The following is a 15,045-nucleotide window of genomic DNA, read 5'->3' as shown; positions in this document are numbered from 1 at the left end:
AGGATGAGGGGAGAGCTAAGAGCGACTCTCCAGGCAAACCTTTCCGGTTGGAAAACCGGGGAAAGAGGACGGGTCTCGTAAGACCCGCCCGAGGTCCGTTCTCCCTTAAGACCCGGAGCCGCCGCACTTGCCGGTGGCAGTGTTGAAGTTGCCGCAGGAAAGCGGTGCGCGCCAATCGGAGATCAGGTCCTTGGAGCCGTCCAGATAATCGGACCATGCGTCGCCGACGACGAGGCCGGAGGTTTCCCAGACGGTTTCGAACTGGCCGTCTTCCTGGATTTCACCGATCAGCACCGGCTTGGTGATGTGGTGGTTCGGCATCATTGCGGAGTAGCCACCGGTCAGGTTCGGAACGCTGACACCGACGATGGCGTCGATCACGGCATCTGGCTCGGTGCTGCCCGCCTTCTTGACTGCTTCAACCCACATGTTGAAGCCGATGAAGTGCGCTTCCATCGGGTCGTTGGTCACGCGCTTGTCGTCGCCGATGTAAGCGTGCCAGGCATCGATGAATTCGGCGTTGGCTTCGGTATCTGCGGACTGGAAGTAGTTCCAGGCAGCCAGGTGGCCGACGAGCGGAGCGGTGTCGAGGCCGGCGAGCTCTTCTTCACCAACGGAGAAGGCGACAACCGGAATGTCTTCAGCCTTGATACCCGCGTTGCCGAGTTCCTTGTAGAACGGCACGTTGGCATCGCCGTTGATGGTAGAGACCACAGCGGTTTTCTTGCCGGCGGAGCCGAAGGTCTTGATGTCGGACACGATCGTCTGCCAGTCGGAATGACCGAACGGCGTGTAGTTGATCATGATGTCTTCTTCAGCCACACCCTTGGACTTCAGGTAGGCTTCAAGGATCTTGTTGGTCGTGCGCGGGTAGACATAGTCGGTACCGGCCAGAACCCAGCGCTCGACGCCTTCCTCGTTCATCAGGTAATCGACGGCCGGAATGGCCTGCTGGTTCGGTGCGGCGCCCGTGTAGAAGACGTTGCGCTGGGATTCTTCACCTTCGTACTGAACCGGATAGAACAGCAGCGAGTTGAGTTCTTCGAAGACCGGCAGGACGGACTTGCGCGAAACGGACGTCCAGCAGCCGAACACGGCGTCGACGCCGTTGACTTCGATCAGCTCACGCGCCTTTTCAGCAAACAGCGGCCAGTCGGAAGCCGGGTCGACGACAACCGCTTCCAGTTTCTTGCCAAGCAGGCCACCCTTCTTGTTCTGCTCTTCGATGAGCATCAGCATGGCGTCTTTCAGAGTGGTTTCCGAAATGGCCATTGTGCCGGAAAGCGAGTGCAGGATGCCGACCTTGATCGTGTCTTCCTGGGCGGATGCGCCGCCGATCATCGTGGAGGCCATCAGGCCTGCCAATGCGAGTTTGGTGAATGTGTTTTTCATGGATGTTCCCCTTTGCTTGACGTCACCGGTTCCCACGCCGGCGATTGGCGGCTGGAAGGTGTGCCGCTGTCAGGAAGGGATCGTGCACTGGCACCACTGCACCGCAACATACGTCAATTGACGTAACCGGCTTGAACGCCTGCCAAGGCGTTCCAGAAGCAAAGACGGCATGAAATGTGCTGAAGAGAGGAGCTGAATAAAAAAACGGGGCGGAAAGCGGGCGATGAAGGACGGCATTTGCCGAATAAATAGTCATATGTCCAGTTATTGGGCATTTGGTGCCGGCATGGAGGCGGACGCGTGAGGGCGCGCCAACGCATTCTGCCCGTTCGGCGCCAGTACAACAAATGGGTCAACAACCAGACCCTGGAAGACTATGCGCTCAGGTTCACCGCCAAGAGCGCACGCCGCTTTTCCTCACGTGCGATTTCCCAGACGGCGATCGGTGCCATCTCCTTTCTGGCTCTGGAGGCGATCGGTGGTGCGATCACCCTGTCCCACGGAACAGCCAATGCGTTTCTCGCCATATTGGTCGGCAGCCTGGTGCTGTTGGTCGTCGGTCTGCCGATCAGCCGCTATGCCATGCGTTACGGCGTCGACATAGACCTGCTCACACGTGGTGCAGGGTTCGGCTACATCGGTTCGACGGTCACCTCGCTGATCTATGCCAGCTTCACCTTCATTCTCTTTGCGATTGAAGCTTCCATCATGTCGAGCGCGCTGGAATTCGCTTTCGGTGTGCCGCTCTGGCTGGGGTATGTCATCAGCGCGGTTGCGGTCATTCCGCTGGTGACCCACGGCATTACCTGGATCAGCCGCTTTCAGCTCGCAACCCAACCCTTCTGGATCATCCTGAACATTCTGCCGTTCGTCTTCATTGCCTTCACCGACTGGCAGGCCGTCGGCGAGTGGTTGACGTTTTCCGGCATCGACCCGGTAACACAGGCGCCGCGTGCGACAGCTGGCGGCTGGGACAGCATCAACCTGGTCAGCTTCGGCGCAGCCTCCGCAGTCATTCTGGCGCTGATGGCACAGATCGGTGAACAGGTGGACTTTCTGCGGTTTCTTCCGGCGCAGGATTATGCCCGCCGCCGGCACCGGCTCGCCCTGTTTCTGGCTGGCCCCGGCTGGGTTGTTCTCGGTGCCCCCAAGATGATTGCAGGCTCTTTCCTGGCAGTCCTCGTTTTGTCGCACGGTGTTCCGGTTGACCATGCCGACGAACCCTCGCGCATGTATGCGGTCGCTTTCGGCTACATGATCCCGAACGAAACCGTCGTCCTCTTGCTGATGGCGGCATTCGTGGTGGTGGCGCAGCTCAAGATCAACGTCATGAATGCCTACGCCGGGTCGCTTGCCTGGTCGAATTTCTTCTCGCGCCTTACACACTCCCATCCCGGCCGGGTCGTCTGGCTCGTCTTCAATGTCGGCATCGCTCTGCTTTTGATGGAACTCGGCATCTATCGGTTGCTGGAAGAAACCCTTGGCGTCTTTTCCATCATTGCGATGGCGTGGCTTTCCGCCATTTCGGCTGACCTCTTCATCAACAAGCCGCTCGGGCTGTCGCCTCCAGGAATCGAATTCAAGCGCGCGCATCTTTATGACATCAACCCGGTCGGCACCGGGGCGATGCTTCTGGCCGCCGGTCTCGCATTGGCCGCGCACTTCGGCGAGTTTGGAAAGACGGCGGAGGCCCTCGCCACCTTTCTGGCCATGGCCATCGCCTTTGTCGCCGCGCCCCTGATCGCTTATGCGACCAGGGGACGTTTCTACCTGGCTCGCAAGCCGCGCCAGAGCTGGCAGACGAAGGAGCACATCGCCTGTTCGATCTGCGAAAACCCGTTCGAGCCGGAAGACATGGCTTATTGCCCGGCCTATCAGTCTCCGATCTGTTCATTGTGCTGTTCACTCGATGCCCGCTGCCACGACAGCTGCAAGCCGAAGGCACGTTTGTCCTATCAGGTCGGCACCGTCGCGGGCCGCATTCTGCCGGAAAACGCGATGGCGTTCCTGCAGTCCCGGCTGGGGCGCTATGCGTTCATCTCTGTACTGTCGAATGCTGCAATCGGCCTGGTGCTCTGGATCATTTATGCCCAGGCGGAAAACCGTCTGGGAGATCCGACCGGCATCATCGGCCAGACGGTGCTGTTGATTTTCTTTGTTTTCGCCATCGTCGTCGGTATTGCCTGCTGGTTCCTGGTACTGGCCCATGACACCCGGCGGGTCGCCGAAGAGGAATCCATGCGCCAGAACGCGCTCCTCCAGAAAGAAATCGACGCTCACAGTGTTACCGACGCGGCCCTGCAGAAGGCCAAGGAAGATGCCGAGGCCGCCAATCTTGCCAAGAGCCGCTACGTGGTCGGCCTAAGTCACGAACTCAGAACGCCTTTGAACGCGGTCATGGGTTATGCCCAGGTGCTGGAGCGGGACGACAGCGTGCCGACAGCCCGCAGGCCTGCAATCAGCACCATCCGGCGCAGTGCAGAGCACCTGTCAGGGCTGATCGACGGCCTGCTGGATATTTCGCGGATCGAGGCTGGCAGGCTGCAGATCTATTCCAACGAGATCAACATTCACGAGTTTCTGGATCAGATCGTCGACATGTTCCGCATGCAGGCGGCTGCGAAGGGGCTCGGCTTCGACTATGCGCGCGCACCCAACCTGCCGGTGTTTGTACGAACCGACGAAAAACGTCTGCGACAGATCCTGGTGAACCTCCTGTCGAATGCGATCAAGTTCACCTCTGAGGGCACTGTTTCGTTTTCGGTCAGTTACCGGTCACAGGTGGCCAGCTTTGTCGTGTCGGACAGCGGACCGGGCATCGCGCTTGACGAACAGGTCAAGATTTTCGAACCGTTCGGCCGCAGCAAGACCGCCGACGGGGCGAAGACACCGGGGTTGGGGCTCGGGTTGACCATCACCAAGCTTCTGACGGAAACCATGGGTGGAGCCATCGCGCTGTCCAGCGAACCGGGGAAGGGCGCTTCCTTTGAAGTGCGGCTGATGCTGGCGGCTGTCGACCGGCCTGTCGATACCATCCGCCTGGAAAGACAGGTGCGAGGCTACGAAGGCGAGCGGAAGACGGTTGCCGTGATCGATGACAATCCGGATCACCGTGCGCTTGTCTGCGATATCCTGAAACCGATCGGATTTGCCGTCGTCGAGGCGGATACGGGCAGGGCCTGCCTGGAGACGGTCGAGCCGCTGCGGCCGGATCTCTACCTGATCGATATCCTGATGCCGGGAATGAACGGTTGGGAGCTGGCCGAGGACCTGAGGGACAGAGGCGTCAGCGCGCCGATCATCATGCTGTCGGCCAACATCGGTGACAAGGCTTTGCGGCCGGACGGTCCGGCTCACCATTCGGCAACCCTTGCAAAGCCATTCGGCATCGGCCAGCTTTACGACCTGCTGCAAAAACACATGGGTGTTGTCTGGACCGAACAGCCGGTCGAGCGAAACCAGGAACCTGCCCGAAAGGATCCCTTGAAATCACCCGGTGCCGATCACGTCGCCGATCTCATCTCGCTTGCGGAGATCGGTTATGTGGAAGGCATCGAGGCCAAATTGAACGAACTGGCGAAAACGCCGGAAAATCTGCCCCTGATCGATGCATTGAATGTTCATCTCGCCCGGTTCGATTTCGATGCCTACAAAAACGTCTTGAGTGAATTGGAAACACATGACGGATGATCGTCGCGATACGGTCCTTGTGGTCGACGACAGCCCGGAAACGCTCGGCTTCGTCACCGAAGCCCTGAAAAAGACCGGCGTAGCCGTTCTGGTGGCGACCAGCGGCGAAACCGCACTCAACATCTGCAACAAGGTGACACCGGACACGATCCTGATGGATGCGATCATGCCCGGCCTCGACGGTTTTGAAACCTGCCGGCAGATCAAGGAAAATCCGGCGCTCCAGCACGTGCCGGTGATTTTCATGACCGGGCTGTCCGAAACGGAACATGTGGTAAAGGCGCTGGAATCCGGCGGGGTCGATTTCCTTACCAAGCCGATCGACGTCGACGAGCTGAAGGCGCGGATCAAGGTGCATCTGAAGAATGCCCGGTCGGTTCAAAGCGCGCATGTGGCGCTGGACGCAGCCGGGCGCCATCTGGTGGCTGTGTCGCAGGAGGGGACAGTGTTGTGGTCGACACCGCAGATCCACAACCTGCTGGCAAAGACAGGGGCTGCCGAAACCAGTCTTTTCCGGCTGGGCCGAGCACTGGGGGACTGGCTGGACGGGCCGAATTCCTCGGGCGAGCGTCGCAAGAGTTTCATGCTCGGCTTATCTGAAAACCTGGCAGTGCAACTTCACCCGCTTGGCCGTGTCGGCCCTGATGAAAACCTGTTCCGTGTCACCGCAGAAGACGAGGCCGGACAGGTCCAGGCGCTGCAAGGCAGCTTTGAACTGACACAGCGCGAGGCGGAAGTCCTGATCTGGATCGCCAAGGGCAAGTCCAACAAGGATATCGGCGAAATTCTGGGTCTGTCACCGCGCACCGTGAACAAGCATCTGGAGCAGATCTTCGTCAAACTTGGTGTTGAGAACAGGGCCTCCGCTGCCGTTCGCGCAGCAGAGGTGATCTACGCGCTTTAGGGCTTCGTGGGAAACGGGTCCCTCGGCTCGATCTGCAATCTGGTTCCGTAATCGCGTTCGATCTGTGAGAATGGCGGGTTTCCGCCATCTGATGCCAAGGTGCCGACCGGCTCGACAAGCACCCGAGCTTGGCCTATGGATGCATTAAGCCGTTGAAGAACACGAATAACCCACCGGCAATGCGAAGAGGAGCCCGGCATGGCTGAGTTTCGGGAAGTGCGTCGGTCATCGCTGTTACCGGACCGCATCGCAGCAGACATCATGGCGAAAATTCAGGATGGTGAACTGAATCCCGGCGATACGTTGCCGACCGAACATGCACTCGCCGGAACCTTTGGCGTCAGCCGCAATGTGGTGCGCGAAGCCATTGCCAGGCTGCGGTCTGATGGCGTCATTGAATCGCGCCAAGGGCGCGGGGCCATCGTCAAGCCTGTTTCAGAGCGTGAAACCTTCCGGGTCGATATCCGCTCACTCGACAAATCCGGCAACCTTGCGGACCTGTTCGAGTTGCGTGGCCTCCTGGAAATCGAAGCTGCGGGACTTGCCGCGATGCGTCGCACAGGGGCAGATCTCAGGGAGATGCGAGCGGCGGTCGCCATTCTGGAAGGGCACAAGCAGTTTGACGAACAGCGGCTGGAAGCCGACGCCGTATTTCACCGCGCAATCGGCAAGGCGGCCGGCAATTCCTATCTCTTCGGCATCATCTGCTACATCTCCTCCAGGCTTAAGGAAACAACGCGGGTGACATCCAACATCTACGCCAAGGACGACCTGGTGGAGATCACTTTGGGTGAACATTGCAGGGTGCTTGAGGCCATCGAGGCAGGTGACAGGACAGGCGCCCGGGAAGCCATGGCAGCTCATGTTCAAGGCGCTGCATCCCGTCTCAACGTTCAGGTCAAGCTGGGCGCCAGGGTTTAGCGCCTCCGGCCCTTTTGCGTGCAAGTGGATTGTTCGTGCGGTTGATTTCCACGTCAGCAAGCCGATGGTCTCAAGTGGGGGCTCTGGCAGACAGGGGCGTAGCAGCGGATCAGGTTCGGTACAGTCCTGTTCTTTTTAGGAGCCGTGTCAACTTGTTGGAATTGCGCTCTGCTCGCATTGCCTCATAGAGTTGCAGATCGAGTTGATTGTGTCTCCTGACAGTGTCGAGCTGACGGTCTGAAAGCGAAAGCGCAGGATAGCGGCTCGGATTGTCCTGCCGCATTGTCAGGGGCAGGCCGGTTTCTTGCGAGATCTTTTCGTAGAGATCCGGCATTTCATCGGTAAATCCCATGATATCCACCGAGCGACCGGTCGAAATAGCACGTTTGAAAAGGTTGTCGTGATCGTCGATCGGATCAAATCTGGAGGCAAGGAAGCGGTCGGACAGCTCTTGTCCTACCGCTTCTATGGCCGCACCACCCAGATATCGGCACAAAGCATTGTCGGGAACTGGCAATCTTCCCTGATCCAGGCTGTCAAGCGCTTCTGCCTCTGTGGTTTTTCCGTCTGCGAGAAAATGGCGAATGTGGGAAATGGCACGCTCTACCGGATCACGCAGAACGACGATCGTCAGTGTATTCCTCGGAAGATATTTTCGGACCCAGAAGCCGTAGTGTCCCCGAAACAGGCGATAGTCCGGTTTATCGTGAAGCTCCTGCAGGGCCTCGTGAAGCGGCGGATAGCGGCCACCATGATGGAAAATCAGCGTTTGAGAGGGAACAACGGCTGCGTCTCCGACAGCCTGTTCCAGCGACAGGCGCAACGACGTGCCGGCTGTTTTCGGGATATGGCAGAAGAAGATCTTTCTATCAAACTTCAAAAACGTCTCCCTGTTCCTGCAGTGTATTAACCGCATTCGCGCAGATCAGCGCAGTGAAAGGTGCGCCAGACGATCGTGAAAGTTTGAATATCCTATTGCAAAGCTGACAGTTCTTGAAGGGTGCGTTCTTTGCAGGCCACTAAGCGGATTTGCCTTCTGCTGCCCAGAGTGCACCGCGACGGATAATTTCCGTCACCTGGGGAACCTTCAGGTCATCCAGTTCGTGTCCGATGGAGCAGTAGAACACTCGGCCCTTGTCCCAGCGCCGTTTCCAGACAACGGGAATGACGGTGCCCTCGATCCACCACAGATAATCGCCTGAGAAGGTCGTGGTGGCCAGCACGTCGTTGGAGGGATCGACCAGCATGTAATATTGCTCGGACCTGAGGCGGAAACTCCTGATGCCCTTGACGATCGGATCGTCCGGTTTGCAGATCGTCACGTCGTAGTCGATGTAGTCCTCCCTGGGCTGCAGGTTGTCCGGCCAACCGGGAGGATGGGCGACGAATTGGCCTCCAATCAGGAAGTGGTAGGTCGGCCGGTCGCGGAAAGCATCTCCCATATGTCCGTGCCACCCGGCAATGCCGCAGCCGTTGGCGACGAGTTTCAGCAGCCCGTCCTCCTGCGGCTTGGTCATGTTGCCGAATTCCTGCTGGTGACCCGACCGGGCCGAAGACCAGATAGGCGTGATCAGGTCGACGTCGGCAAGGTCCTCCGGGCGTTCCAGCGGTTCCATTGTATCGTAGACGGTAACGCTGAATCCATTGTCGCGAAGCAAGGCCTCATACCAGTCGCTGAAATGGGTTGGTGTGTGGCCTTCCCAGCCACCGACAAACAGAACTGCTTTCATTTCAGGCCCTTGTTCACGAAAGAAAGAATGGAAGCCATGTCGCGGTCGTCATATCCGGCTGATCCGGCGGCCTTCAGAACCGCATGATTGAGTTCCGCTTGCGGCATGACCACACCGCAAGTGGATGCAAGTTCCAGCGCCAGCCCGACATCCTTGCGGGCAAGTGCGACCGTGAAGCTGACGTCGTGCGCAGCCTCATCCAGATAAAGCCCCTTGCGATAGGCGAGAACCGGAGCGGCAGCCGCCGAGTTTTCCACGACCTCATAGGCTTGTTCTTTTTGGATGCCGGCTGCTGTAGTCAGGGTAAGGGCTTCTGCCAATGTCTGGTTGAGGCCATGAATGAGCATGTTGACGCCGAGTTTCATGGCAGCGCCTGCGCCGGATTTGCCAAGCCAGACGGTTTTCCGGCCGAGAACCTCGAAGAGACGGGCCAGATCAGGCACATCAGTTGCTTCTGCTCCTGCCATGATAAGCAGCTTTGCATCCGCCGCCGCTTGTGTGGCACCGGAAACCGGCGCATCGACGAAGCATCGGCCTTTCTCCGGTGCAGATAGCGCCAGACGTTCTGCCATCGGTACGGAAATGGTACCCATTTCAGCCAGAACCCGACTGCCCCCTGACGCCTCGAACAAGCCATCCGGCCCGAGATAGACTGTCTCCGCAGCAGCATCGTCGGCGAGCATGGTGATCACCACATCCGACCGCTCCGCCAGGTCTTTCGGGGTGGCTGCCGAAAAGGCGTTGTGGGCGGCGGCGAAGGCCTGTGCAGGTCCAGCTGTCCGGTTCCAGACGCTCACATCCAGACCGGCGGCGGCCAGATTGGCAGCCATGCGCACGCCCATCCGGCCAAGCCCCGCAAATCCGACCCGCATCAGGCGGCCTTGTCCGGCCGAATGCCGGAAATGGCCTGGATGAGATTGTCTTCGGTAACTTCCTCGGAGGTGAAAGTCCGGATGATCTCGCCGCTGTACATGGCGACGATCCGATCACTTACATGCAGGACCTCCGGCATTTCCGAACTGATGACGATGACAGCATAGCCCTGGCTTGCCAGTTCGCGGATGAGGTTGTGGATCTCGGACTTGCTGCCGACATCGATCCCGCGTGTCGGTTCATCGACGATCAGAACGCTCGGGTGCATCGAGAGCCATTTGCCGATCACGATCTTCTGTTGGTTACCGCCGGAAAGGTTGCCGGCAAGCTGCTTCCAGCCGGGCGTGCGAATGTCGAGCCGGTCCCGGTACTGGTCGAAAATCGAGATCTCCGCGCCTTCGGCGACGAATGGGCCGGCTTTCAAGTCGTCTACTTGAGGCAAGGTCATGTTATCCCGGCAGTTCATGCCCAGAACAAGGCCCTGCGTCTTGCGGTCCTCAGGCACCAGCGAGATACCCTTGGCGATGGCATCGGCCGGCGAGTGAATGGCAGTTTCTTCTCCGTTCAGGAAAATAGCGCCGCTGCTGGGTTCTCTGAGACCGAACAGCGTTTCGGCGATTTCCGTGCGGCCGGCCCCGACAAGGCCATAAAAGCCGACAACCTCGCCCTTGCGCACTTCGAAGCTGATGTCACGGAAAAGCGAGCCACAGGAGAGCCCTCGCACTTCCAGCGCCACATCACCCAGTTCGTGGTGGACGGCGTTGCGTGACAGGTCGAGCTTGCGGCCGATCATGAGCTGCGTGATCTCGTCCTCGCTGGTTTCGGCTGTGTTCAGTGTGCCGCGATACTGTCCGTCCCGCAGCACGCTGATGCGGTCGGTGATCCTGAAGATCTCTTCCATCCGGTGCGAGATGTAGATGATGCCGACGCCTTCGGCTTTCAGGTTGTCGATGACATCGAACAGAACCACCTTTTCCGCATCGGTCAGCGAGGCAGTCGGTTCATCAAAGATGACCGCCTTGGCTTCCACTGTCAGGGCACGCGCAATTTCCACCATCTGCTGGTTTGCGATGGAGAGATCGCCGACACGCGTGCGGGCGTCGAAGCCGACTTTGAGCATCTCCAGAATGCGGTTGGTCTGTTCATGCAGCTTTTGCCAGTCGACCCGGCCGAAGCTCTTTCGCGGCAGTTCGCCGAGATAGATGTTTTCGGCAACCGTCAGTTCCTCGGCGAGGCTCAGTTCCTGATGGATGAAGACGATGCCCTTGCTTTTCGCCTGAAGCGGCGACGTCATGACAACCGGTTGCTCGCTGACGATGATCTTGCCTTCATCAGGCTGATAGATGCCGCCAAGCACTTTCATGAGGGTCGATTTTCCGGCGCCGTTTTCACCCATCAGGGCATGCACTTCGCCGGGCAGGACGGAAAAGGACACACCGTCGAGCGCGCGCACGCCGGGGAAGGTCTTGACGATGCCTTCCAGGCGCAAGGCGGGGGTGGTGCCGGTCATATTCTCAGCTCCTGTTTGCCTTTCAGGTTCAATTGACGGTCGAGGAACAGGACGGCGATCAGGATCAGGCCGATCACCAGATTGACTGTTTCCGTGTCGGCGCCGATGTGTCCAAGCCCCTTTCGCAGAAGCTGGATGGCCAGAACGCCGCCGAGCGTCGAAAGCACGGATCCCGCACCTCCGGTAAGCTTGGTGCCACCCAGAACCACGGCGGTAATGACCCACAGCTCATAGAGTTCGCCGTCGTTGGGATTGACCGAGCCCGATTCCGAATAGAACACCACCGCAGACAGGGAGGCGAGAAAGCCGATGATCATGAAGTTGATCATCATGTGCGGCCCGACGCGGATACCCGCATTGATGGCCGCAGAACGGTTGTCGCCGATGGCATAGGCGTTGCGCCCGTGGATCGTGCGGTTCATCACGAACCAGATCACGGCGGTCACCACGATCAGGAACCAGGTGGCGGTGTGCAGTCCCAGGAAATGGGCTTCAGCGAAATCAACCAGCGTCCAGTTGAGATGAGATGTGGGCTGTTCGCCATTGTACATGAACACCAGGCCGCGATAGCCGAGCATGGAACCGAGCGTGACGATGAAGGCATCGACACCGGTCTTCCAGACGATCAGCCCGTTCAGAGCGCCCAGAACGATCCCTGTCAGCAATGCCAGTCCCCAGGCAATGGGAATGACGCCGTCGCCGAGGCCGGCGAAAACCGGCCAGGTCATGCTGTCGAGCAGGACGACGGCGCTCAGGGCAAAGGTCGCTCCGACACTGAGGTCGATATTGCCATTGATCATGATGATCGTCATGCCGATGGCGATGATCCCGATGGGGGCAGACTGCTTGAACAAAAGCAGCATGTTGTCCACGTCCATGAAGGCCTTGTCACTGAGCGACAGGAATTCGCCCGCGACCGAGAAGAAGACCAGTTCGACGAGAATGAAGCCCCAGATCGCGCCACGTTTCAGAAAAGTGCTCAAGGTTCCCGGTTCCATCAATCCCTCCCTCACGCGATCGGCGACCAGAGCTTGCCGCGTTTGGCGGCAATATCCAGCCACACGGCAAGAATGATGATGATCCAGGTCACCACATACTGGACATAGAACTGCAGTCCGACGAGCAAGAGACCGTTCTGGATGAAGCCGAGGATCAGGACACCGATAACGGTCTTGAAGATCGTGCCGGAGCCGCCCATCAGCGACGCTCCGCCGAGGATGACCGCAGCCAGAACTTCAAGCTCAAGCCCCTGGCCAACCGTGTTCTGGCTTCCCAGCGACCGGCTGGCCTGGATGAGACCGGCAGTACCGACGCAGAAAGCGGACAAGAGGTAGCAGGTGAAGACGACACGGGCTCTGCGAATGCCCGAGAAGGTTGCCGCGGTGCCGTTGCCTCCAACCGCGTAGACCTTGCGACCGAACGGTGTCTTGGCAAGGACGATCCCCAGAACCGAAGCGACCAGCGCAAACAGCAGGATCGGTACCGGAATGCCGAGGACGGTCGACTGGCCGAACACGCTGAACCAGGTGCCTTCCTTGTCGGCAATATCCATGTTCTTGCCGCCGGAATAGGTGAGGGTCAGTCCGTGGATCGCCGACAACATTCCTAGGGTCACGATCAGGGAATTCAGCTTCAGATACCCGACGAGGAAGCCGATGAAGGCGCCCAGGCACAGTACCATGGCGTACATGGAAGGAATGGCGAGCAAAGGCCCCAGCTTGTCGTGCAGATCGAGGACGACGATGGTGGCAAAAGACATCATCGATCCGACGGAGAGGTCGAGATTGCCGCTGATGACGACAAAGGTGACGCCAAGGGCCATCACGCCCAGGATTGCTGAGGAGCGGACTACGCCCATGATGTTGTCTGGGTCGAGAAAGCGCTGGTTGGCGATCGTGAAGCCGATCATGAAGACGGCGAAGGCGATCAGAATGCCCTGTTTCGCCAGAAATCCCCCAACGCCCGACAGACTGAAGGGCTTCATGGATTTTTCCTTGGAACTGCCGGGACGGCTGGCAGCCTTGGTTGATATGTCGGACAACAGACCCTCCCTCATCCTGTTGTAAAGTTTCAAACGAGCGTCATGCCACCATCGATCATCACCACCTGGCCGGTCATGTAATCGCTTTCTGGTGATGCAAGGAACGTGGTCGTTCCCGTGATGTCGGACGGTGTCGCCACCCGGCCGCGCAGGATCTCGGAGGAGAATTCCTCCATCGCCTGTCCGGGCCGCTCGGCAGCACCTATATCCAGAAGATCCCGGTCCACCTGTTCCCACATTTCGGTAGCCACGACACCCGGCGCGAAGCCTGTGACGGTGATGTTGTGTCTGGCAAGGTCTCTTGCGCCGGATTGCGTCAGCGAGACCACGGCCCATTTCGAGGCGCAATAGGGCGCGACATTGTCGAACCCCTGTCGACTGGCGATCGACGCGGTGTTGATGATCTTGCCGCCGCTGCCCTGGTCAATCATCTGACGGGCGGCCTCCTGCATGCCGATCAGGCACCCAAGGCCGTTCACTCCCATGATGAAGTTCCAGTTGTCCTCAGTGACATCGAGAAAGTTCATGGGCTTGTTGACGCCGGCATTGTTGAACTTGACGTCCAGCTTGCCGAAAGCCGCGACGGTTTTCGCGATCATGGCACGAACCTGATCACGATCGGTCACATCGACCTGGGCCCATGTCACCCCGGCGCCGGTTTCGGCAGCACGGTCGCGGTTGGCTTCGGCAACGGCACTTGCCTGTTCGCCGTTGATGTCCGCAAAGCAGACATCCGCTCCCTCGTTGATAAGGGCTTCGCCAATGGCACGTCCGATCCCTCGGGCAGCGCCGGTGACGATACAGGAACGCCCGGACACTCGGCCCATGGTTTCCTCCCGGTCAATGTATTGGGAAAAAATGGGGCGCAAGGCTTGGCTCGCGCCCCAGTCGGGCTTGACCTTCAGGCTCAGAAGACAGGCTTGTCGAATTCGGCCATGTTGTCCTGGGTGATCTTCGGCGTGTCGAAGTAGTTCAGGAACGGAACATCCTTGCCGGACAGGATGTCGATTGCCGTCTGCAGGGCAGCTTCGGCATCGTCAACGGGCGACTGGTAGATCGAGCCCCAGTATTCACCGCGCTCCATTGCCTCGTAACCAACGGAGAAATTGGTCGCACCGACGAAGATGATGCCCTCACGTCCGGCGGCCTTGGCGGCATTCAGCGCGCCGACACCCATGTTGTCGTCGCCGGCGTAGACGCCGTCGATGTCGTCATACTTGACCAGGAACGCTTCCATGACCTTCTGGGATTTTTCGCGGTTCCAGTCGCCCGGCTGGGTCTCCACCAGGGTCACATTCGGGCAGACTTCCGGCAGGCGGTCTTCGAAGCCCTTGGCGCGCTCGATTGCAGTCGTGTAGCCCGGCTGGCCGGAAATCTGAACGATCTGGGCTTCGTTCTCGATGCCCATGGCCTTGAACTTGTCGCACATGATCTCGGCGGAACGGGAGCCCTGGGTGATGTTGTCCGGACCGGAGAAGGACTTCACGAACTCGAAGCCCTGTTCGGCGATGTTCGAATTGGTCACAATCACCGGAATGTCGGCCTTGAAGGCCTTGCGGACGGCCGGGATGACGGCTTCACCGTTCGTCGGCCAGATAATGATCGCGTCCACTTCCTGCTGGATCAGGTCTTCCATCTGGGCGATCTGCCGGGCGACATCGCCGCCGGCGTCCAGAACGACGGTTTCGACATCCGCATTGGCGTCGGCTGCCGCGATAAAGGCCTTTTCATAGGTGGTCTGGTAGCTGTCGACGCCGACGTTGTTCTGCGTGATGCCGATCTTCATCGTTTCTGCACCGGCTGCGCCAGACAAGGTCAGGCCTGCAGCAGCCGTCGTGGCGACAAGCAGCGAACGGAAAGTGTTCATTGTTTCATTTCCTCCCTGAGAGACCATTTCGAATGGTCTGAATTCTGAACCGTGCCTCCTCCTGACACGGATATGCGCCCACCGTGAGCGTCACCAAAAAGCCTGCACGCCTCGGCA

General features: G+C 59.0%; 12 protein-coding genes. 3 read left to right on the top strand and 9 right to left on the bottom strand.

Annotated elements, in window-relative coordinates; all coding sequences use genetic code 11:
* Positions 1–105: 105 nt before the first annotated feature.
* The gene (gene urtA / locus FIV05_RS27050; RefSeq protein WP_031269634.1) at positions 106–1,392 is read right to left on the bottom strand and encodes an urea ABC transporter substrate-binding protein; all 1,287 of its coding nucleotides are present in this window, start codon (positions 1,390–1,392) and stop codon (positions 106–108) included.
* Between the two features lie 300 nt (positions 1,393–1,692).
* Between urtA and FIV05_RS27045 the strand changes: the two genes are divergently transcribed.
* The 3 genes from FIV05_RS27045 (at position 1,693) to FIV05_RS27035 (ending at position 6,907) form a co-directional block, all read left to right on the top strand.
* Complete coding sequence (locus FIV05_RS27045) at positions 1,693–5,082, top strand: ATP-binding protein (RefSeq protein ID WP_152511649.1); 3,390 nt, start codon at positions 1,693–1,695, stop codon at positions 5,080–5,082.
* Complete coding sequence (locus tag FIV05_RS27040) at positions 5,072–5,986, top strand: response regulator transcription factor (protein WP_152511648.1); 915 nt, start codon at positions 5,072–5,074, stop codon at positions 5,984–5,986. Before FIV05_RS27045 ends, FIV05_RS27040 begins: the two co-directional genes overlap by 11 nt.
* Positions 5,987–6,184: 198 nt before the next feature.
* Entirely contained in the window at positions 6,185–6,907 is a 723-nt protein-coding gene (locus tag FIV05_RS27035) for a FadR/GntR family transcriptional regulator (RefSeq protein ID WP_152511647.1), read from the top strand.
* Positions 6,908–7,016: 109 nt separating this feature from the next.
* Here FIV05_RS27035 and FIV05_RS27030 read toward each other — a convergent pair whose 3' ends face one another.
* The 8 genes from FIV05_RS27030 to FIV05_RS26995 all read right to left on the bottom strand — a co-directional run bounded on the left by FIV05_RS27030 (position 7,017) and on the right by FIV05_RS26995 (position 14,928).
* A complete protein-coding gene (locus tag FIV05_RS27030; RefSeq protein ID WP_173013961.1) occupies positions 7,017–7,787 on the bottom strand; it encodes a sulfotransferase family 2 domain-containing protein in 771 nt (256 codons plus the stop codon).
* A gap of 139 nt (positions 7,788–7,926) precedes the next feature.
* Positions 7,927–8,637 carry a ThuA domain-containing protein gene (locus tag FIV05_RS27025; RefSeq protein WP_075281382.1) on the bottom strand — a complete coding sequence of 237 codons (711 nt, stop codon included), beginning with the start codon at positions 8,635–8,637 and terminating at the stop codon, positions 7,927–7,929.
* Positions 8,634–9,509: an NAD(P)-dependent oxidoreductase gene (locus FIV05_RS27020; protein ID WP_152511645.1), complete on the bottom strand. Its 876-nt coding sequence runs from the start codon at positions 9,507–9,509 to the stop codon at positions 8,634–8,636. The genes FIV05_RS27025 and FIV05_RS27020 overlap by 4 nt, the downstream gene beginning before the upstream one ends.
* Positions 9,509–11,020, bottom strand: coding sequence for a sugar ABC transporter ATP-binding protein (locus FIV05_RS27015; RefSeq protein ID WP_152511644.1), 1,512 nt, complete (start codon positions 11,018–11,020; stop codon positions 9,509–9,511). Before FIV05_RS27015 ends, FIV05_RS27020 begins: the two co-directional genes overlap by 1 nt.
* The gene (locus FIV05_RS27010; RefSeq protein ID WP_023001717.1) at positions 11,017–12,018 is read right to left on the bottom strand and encodes an ABC transporter permease; all 1,002 of its coding nucleotides are present in this window, start codon (positions 12,016–12,018) and stop codon (positions 11,017–11,019) included. The genes FIV05_RS27015 and FIV05_RS27010 overlap by 4 nt, the downstream gene beginning before the upstream one ends.
* A gap of 11 nt (positions 12,019–12,029) precedes the next feature.
* On the bottom strand, positions 12,030–13,061 hold the full coding sequence (locus FIV05_RS27005; RefSeq protein WP_286202236.1) for an ABC transporter permease: 1,032 nt from the start codon (positions 13,059–13,061) through the stop codon (positions 12,030–12,032).
* Between the two features lie 29 nt (positions 13,062–13,090).
* The gene (locus FIV05_RS27000; RefSeq protein ID WP_152511643.1) at positions 13,091–13,888 is read right to left on the bottom strand and encodes an SDR family oxidoreductase; all 798 of its coding nucleotides are present in this window, start codon (positions 13,886–13,888) and stop codon (positions 13,091–13,093) included.
* An 80-nt stretch (positions 13,889–13,968) separates the two neighbouring features.
* On the bottom strand, positions 13,969–14,928 hold the full coding sequence (locus FIV05_RS26995) for a sugar ABC transporter substrate-binding protein (protein WP_152511642.1): 960 nt from the start codon (positions 14,926–14,928) through the stop codon (positions 13,969–13,971).
* Between the last annotated feature and the right edge of the window lie 117 nt (positions 14,929–15,045).

Source organism: Labrenzia sp. THAF191a (assembly GCF_009363335.1).
Taxonomy (GTDB): Bacteria; Pseudomonadota; Alphaproteobacteria; order Rhizobiales; family Stappiaceae; genus Roseibium; species Roseibium algicola.
This window is presented reverse-complemented; position numbering and strand designations above follow the sequence as displayed.

Excerpts from the sequence above, each read along its gene's own strand:
- urtA (WP_031269634.1), bottom strand. The coding sequence starts at position 1,392 with ATGAAAAACACATTCACCAAACTCGCATTGGCAGGCCTGATGGCCTCC.
- FIV05_RS27040 (WP_152511648.1), top strand. The coding sequence starts at position 5,072 with ATGACGGATGATCGTCGCGATACGGTCCTTGTGGTCGACGACAGCCCG.
- FIV05_RS27035 (WP_152511647.1), top strand. The coding sequence starts at position 6,185 with ATGGCTGAGTTTCGGGAAGTGCGTCGGTCATCGCTGTTACCGGACCGC.
- FIV05_RS27025 (WP_075281382.1), bottom strand. The coding sequence starts at position 8,637 with ATGAAAGCAGTTCTGTTTGTCGGTGGCTGGGAAGGCCACACACCAACC.
- FIV05_RS27020 (WP_152511645.1), bottom strand. The coding sequence starts at position 9,509 with ATGCGGGTCGGATTTGCGGGGCTTGGCCGGATGGGCGTGCGCATGGCT.
- FIV05_RS27015 (WP_152511644.1), bottom strand. The coding sequence starts at position 11,020 with ATGACCGGCACCACCCCCGCCTTGCGCCTGGAAGGCATCGTCAAGACC.
- FIV05_RS27010 (WP_023001717.1), bottom strand. The coding sequence starts at position 12,018 with ATGGAACCGGGAACCTTGAGCACTTTTCTGAAACGTGGCGCGATCTGG.
- FIV05_RS27000 (WP_152511643.1), bottom strand. The coding sequence starts at position 13,888 with ATGGGCCGAGTGTCCGGGCGTTCCTGTATCGTCACCGGCGCTGCCCGA.
- FIV05_RS26995 (WP_152511642.1), bottom strand. The coding sequence starts at position 14,928 with ATGAACACTTTCCGTTCGCTGCTTGTCGCCACGACGGCTGCTGCAGGC.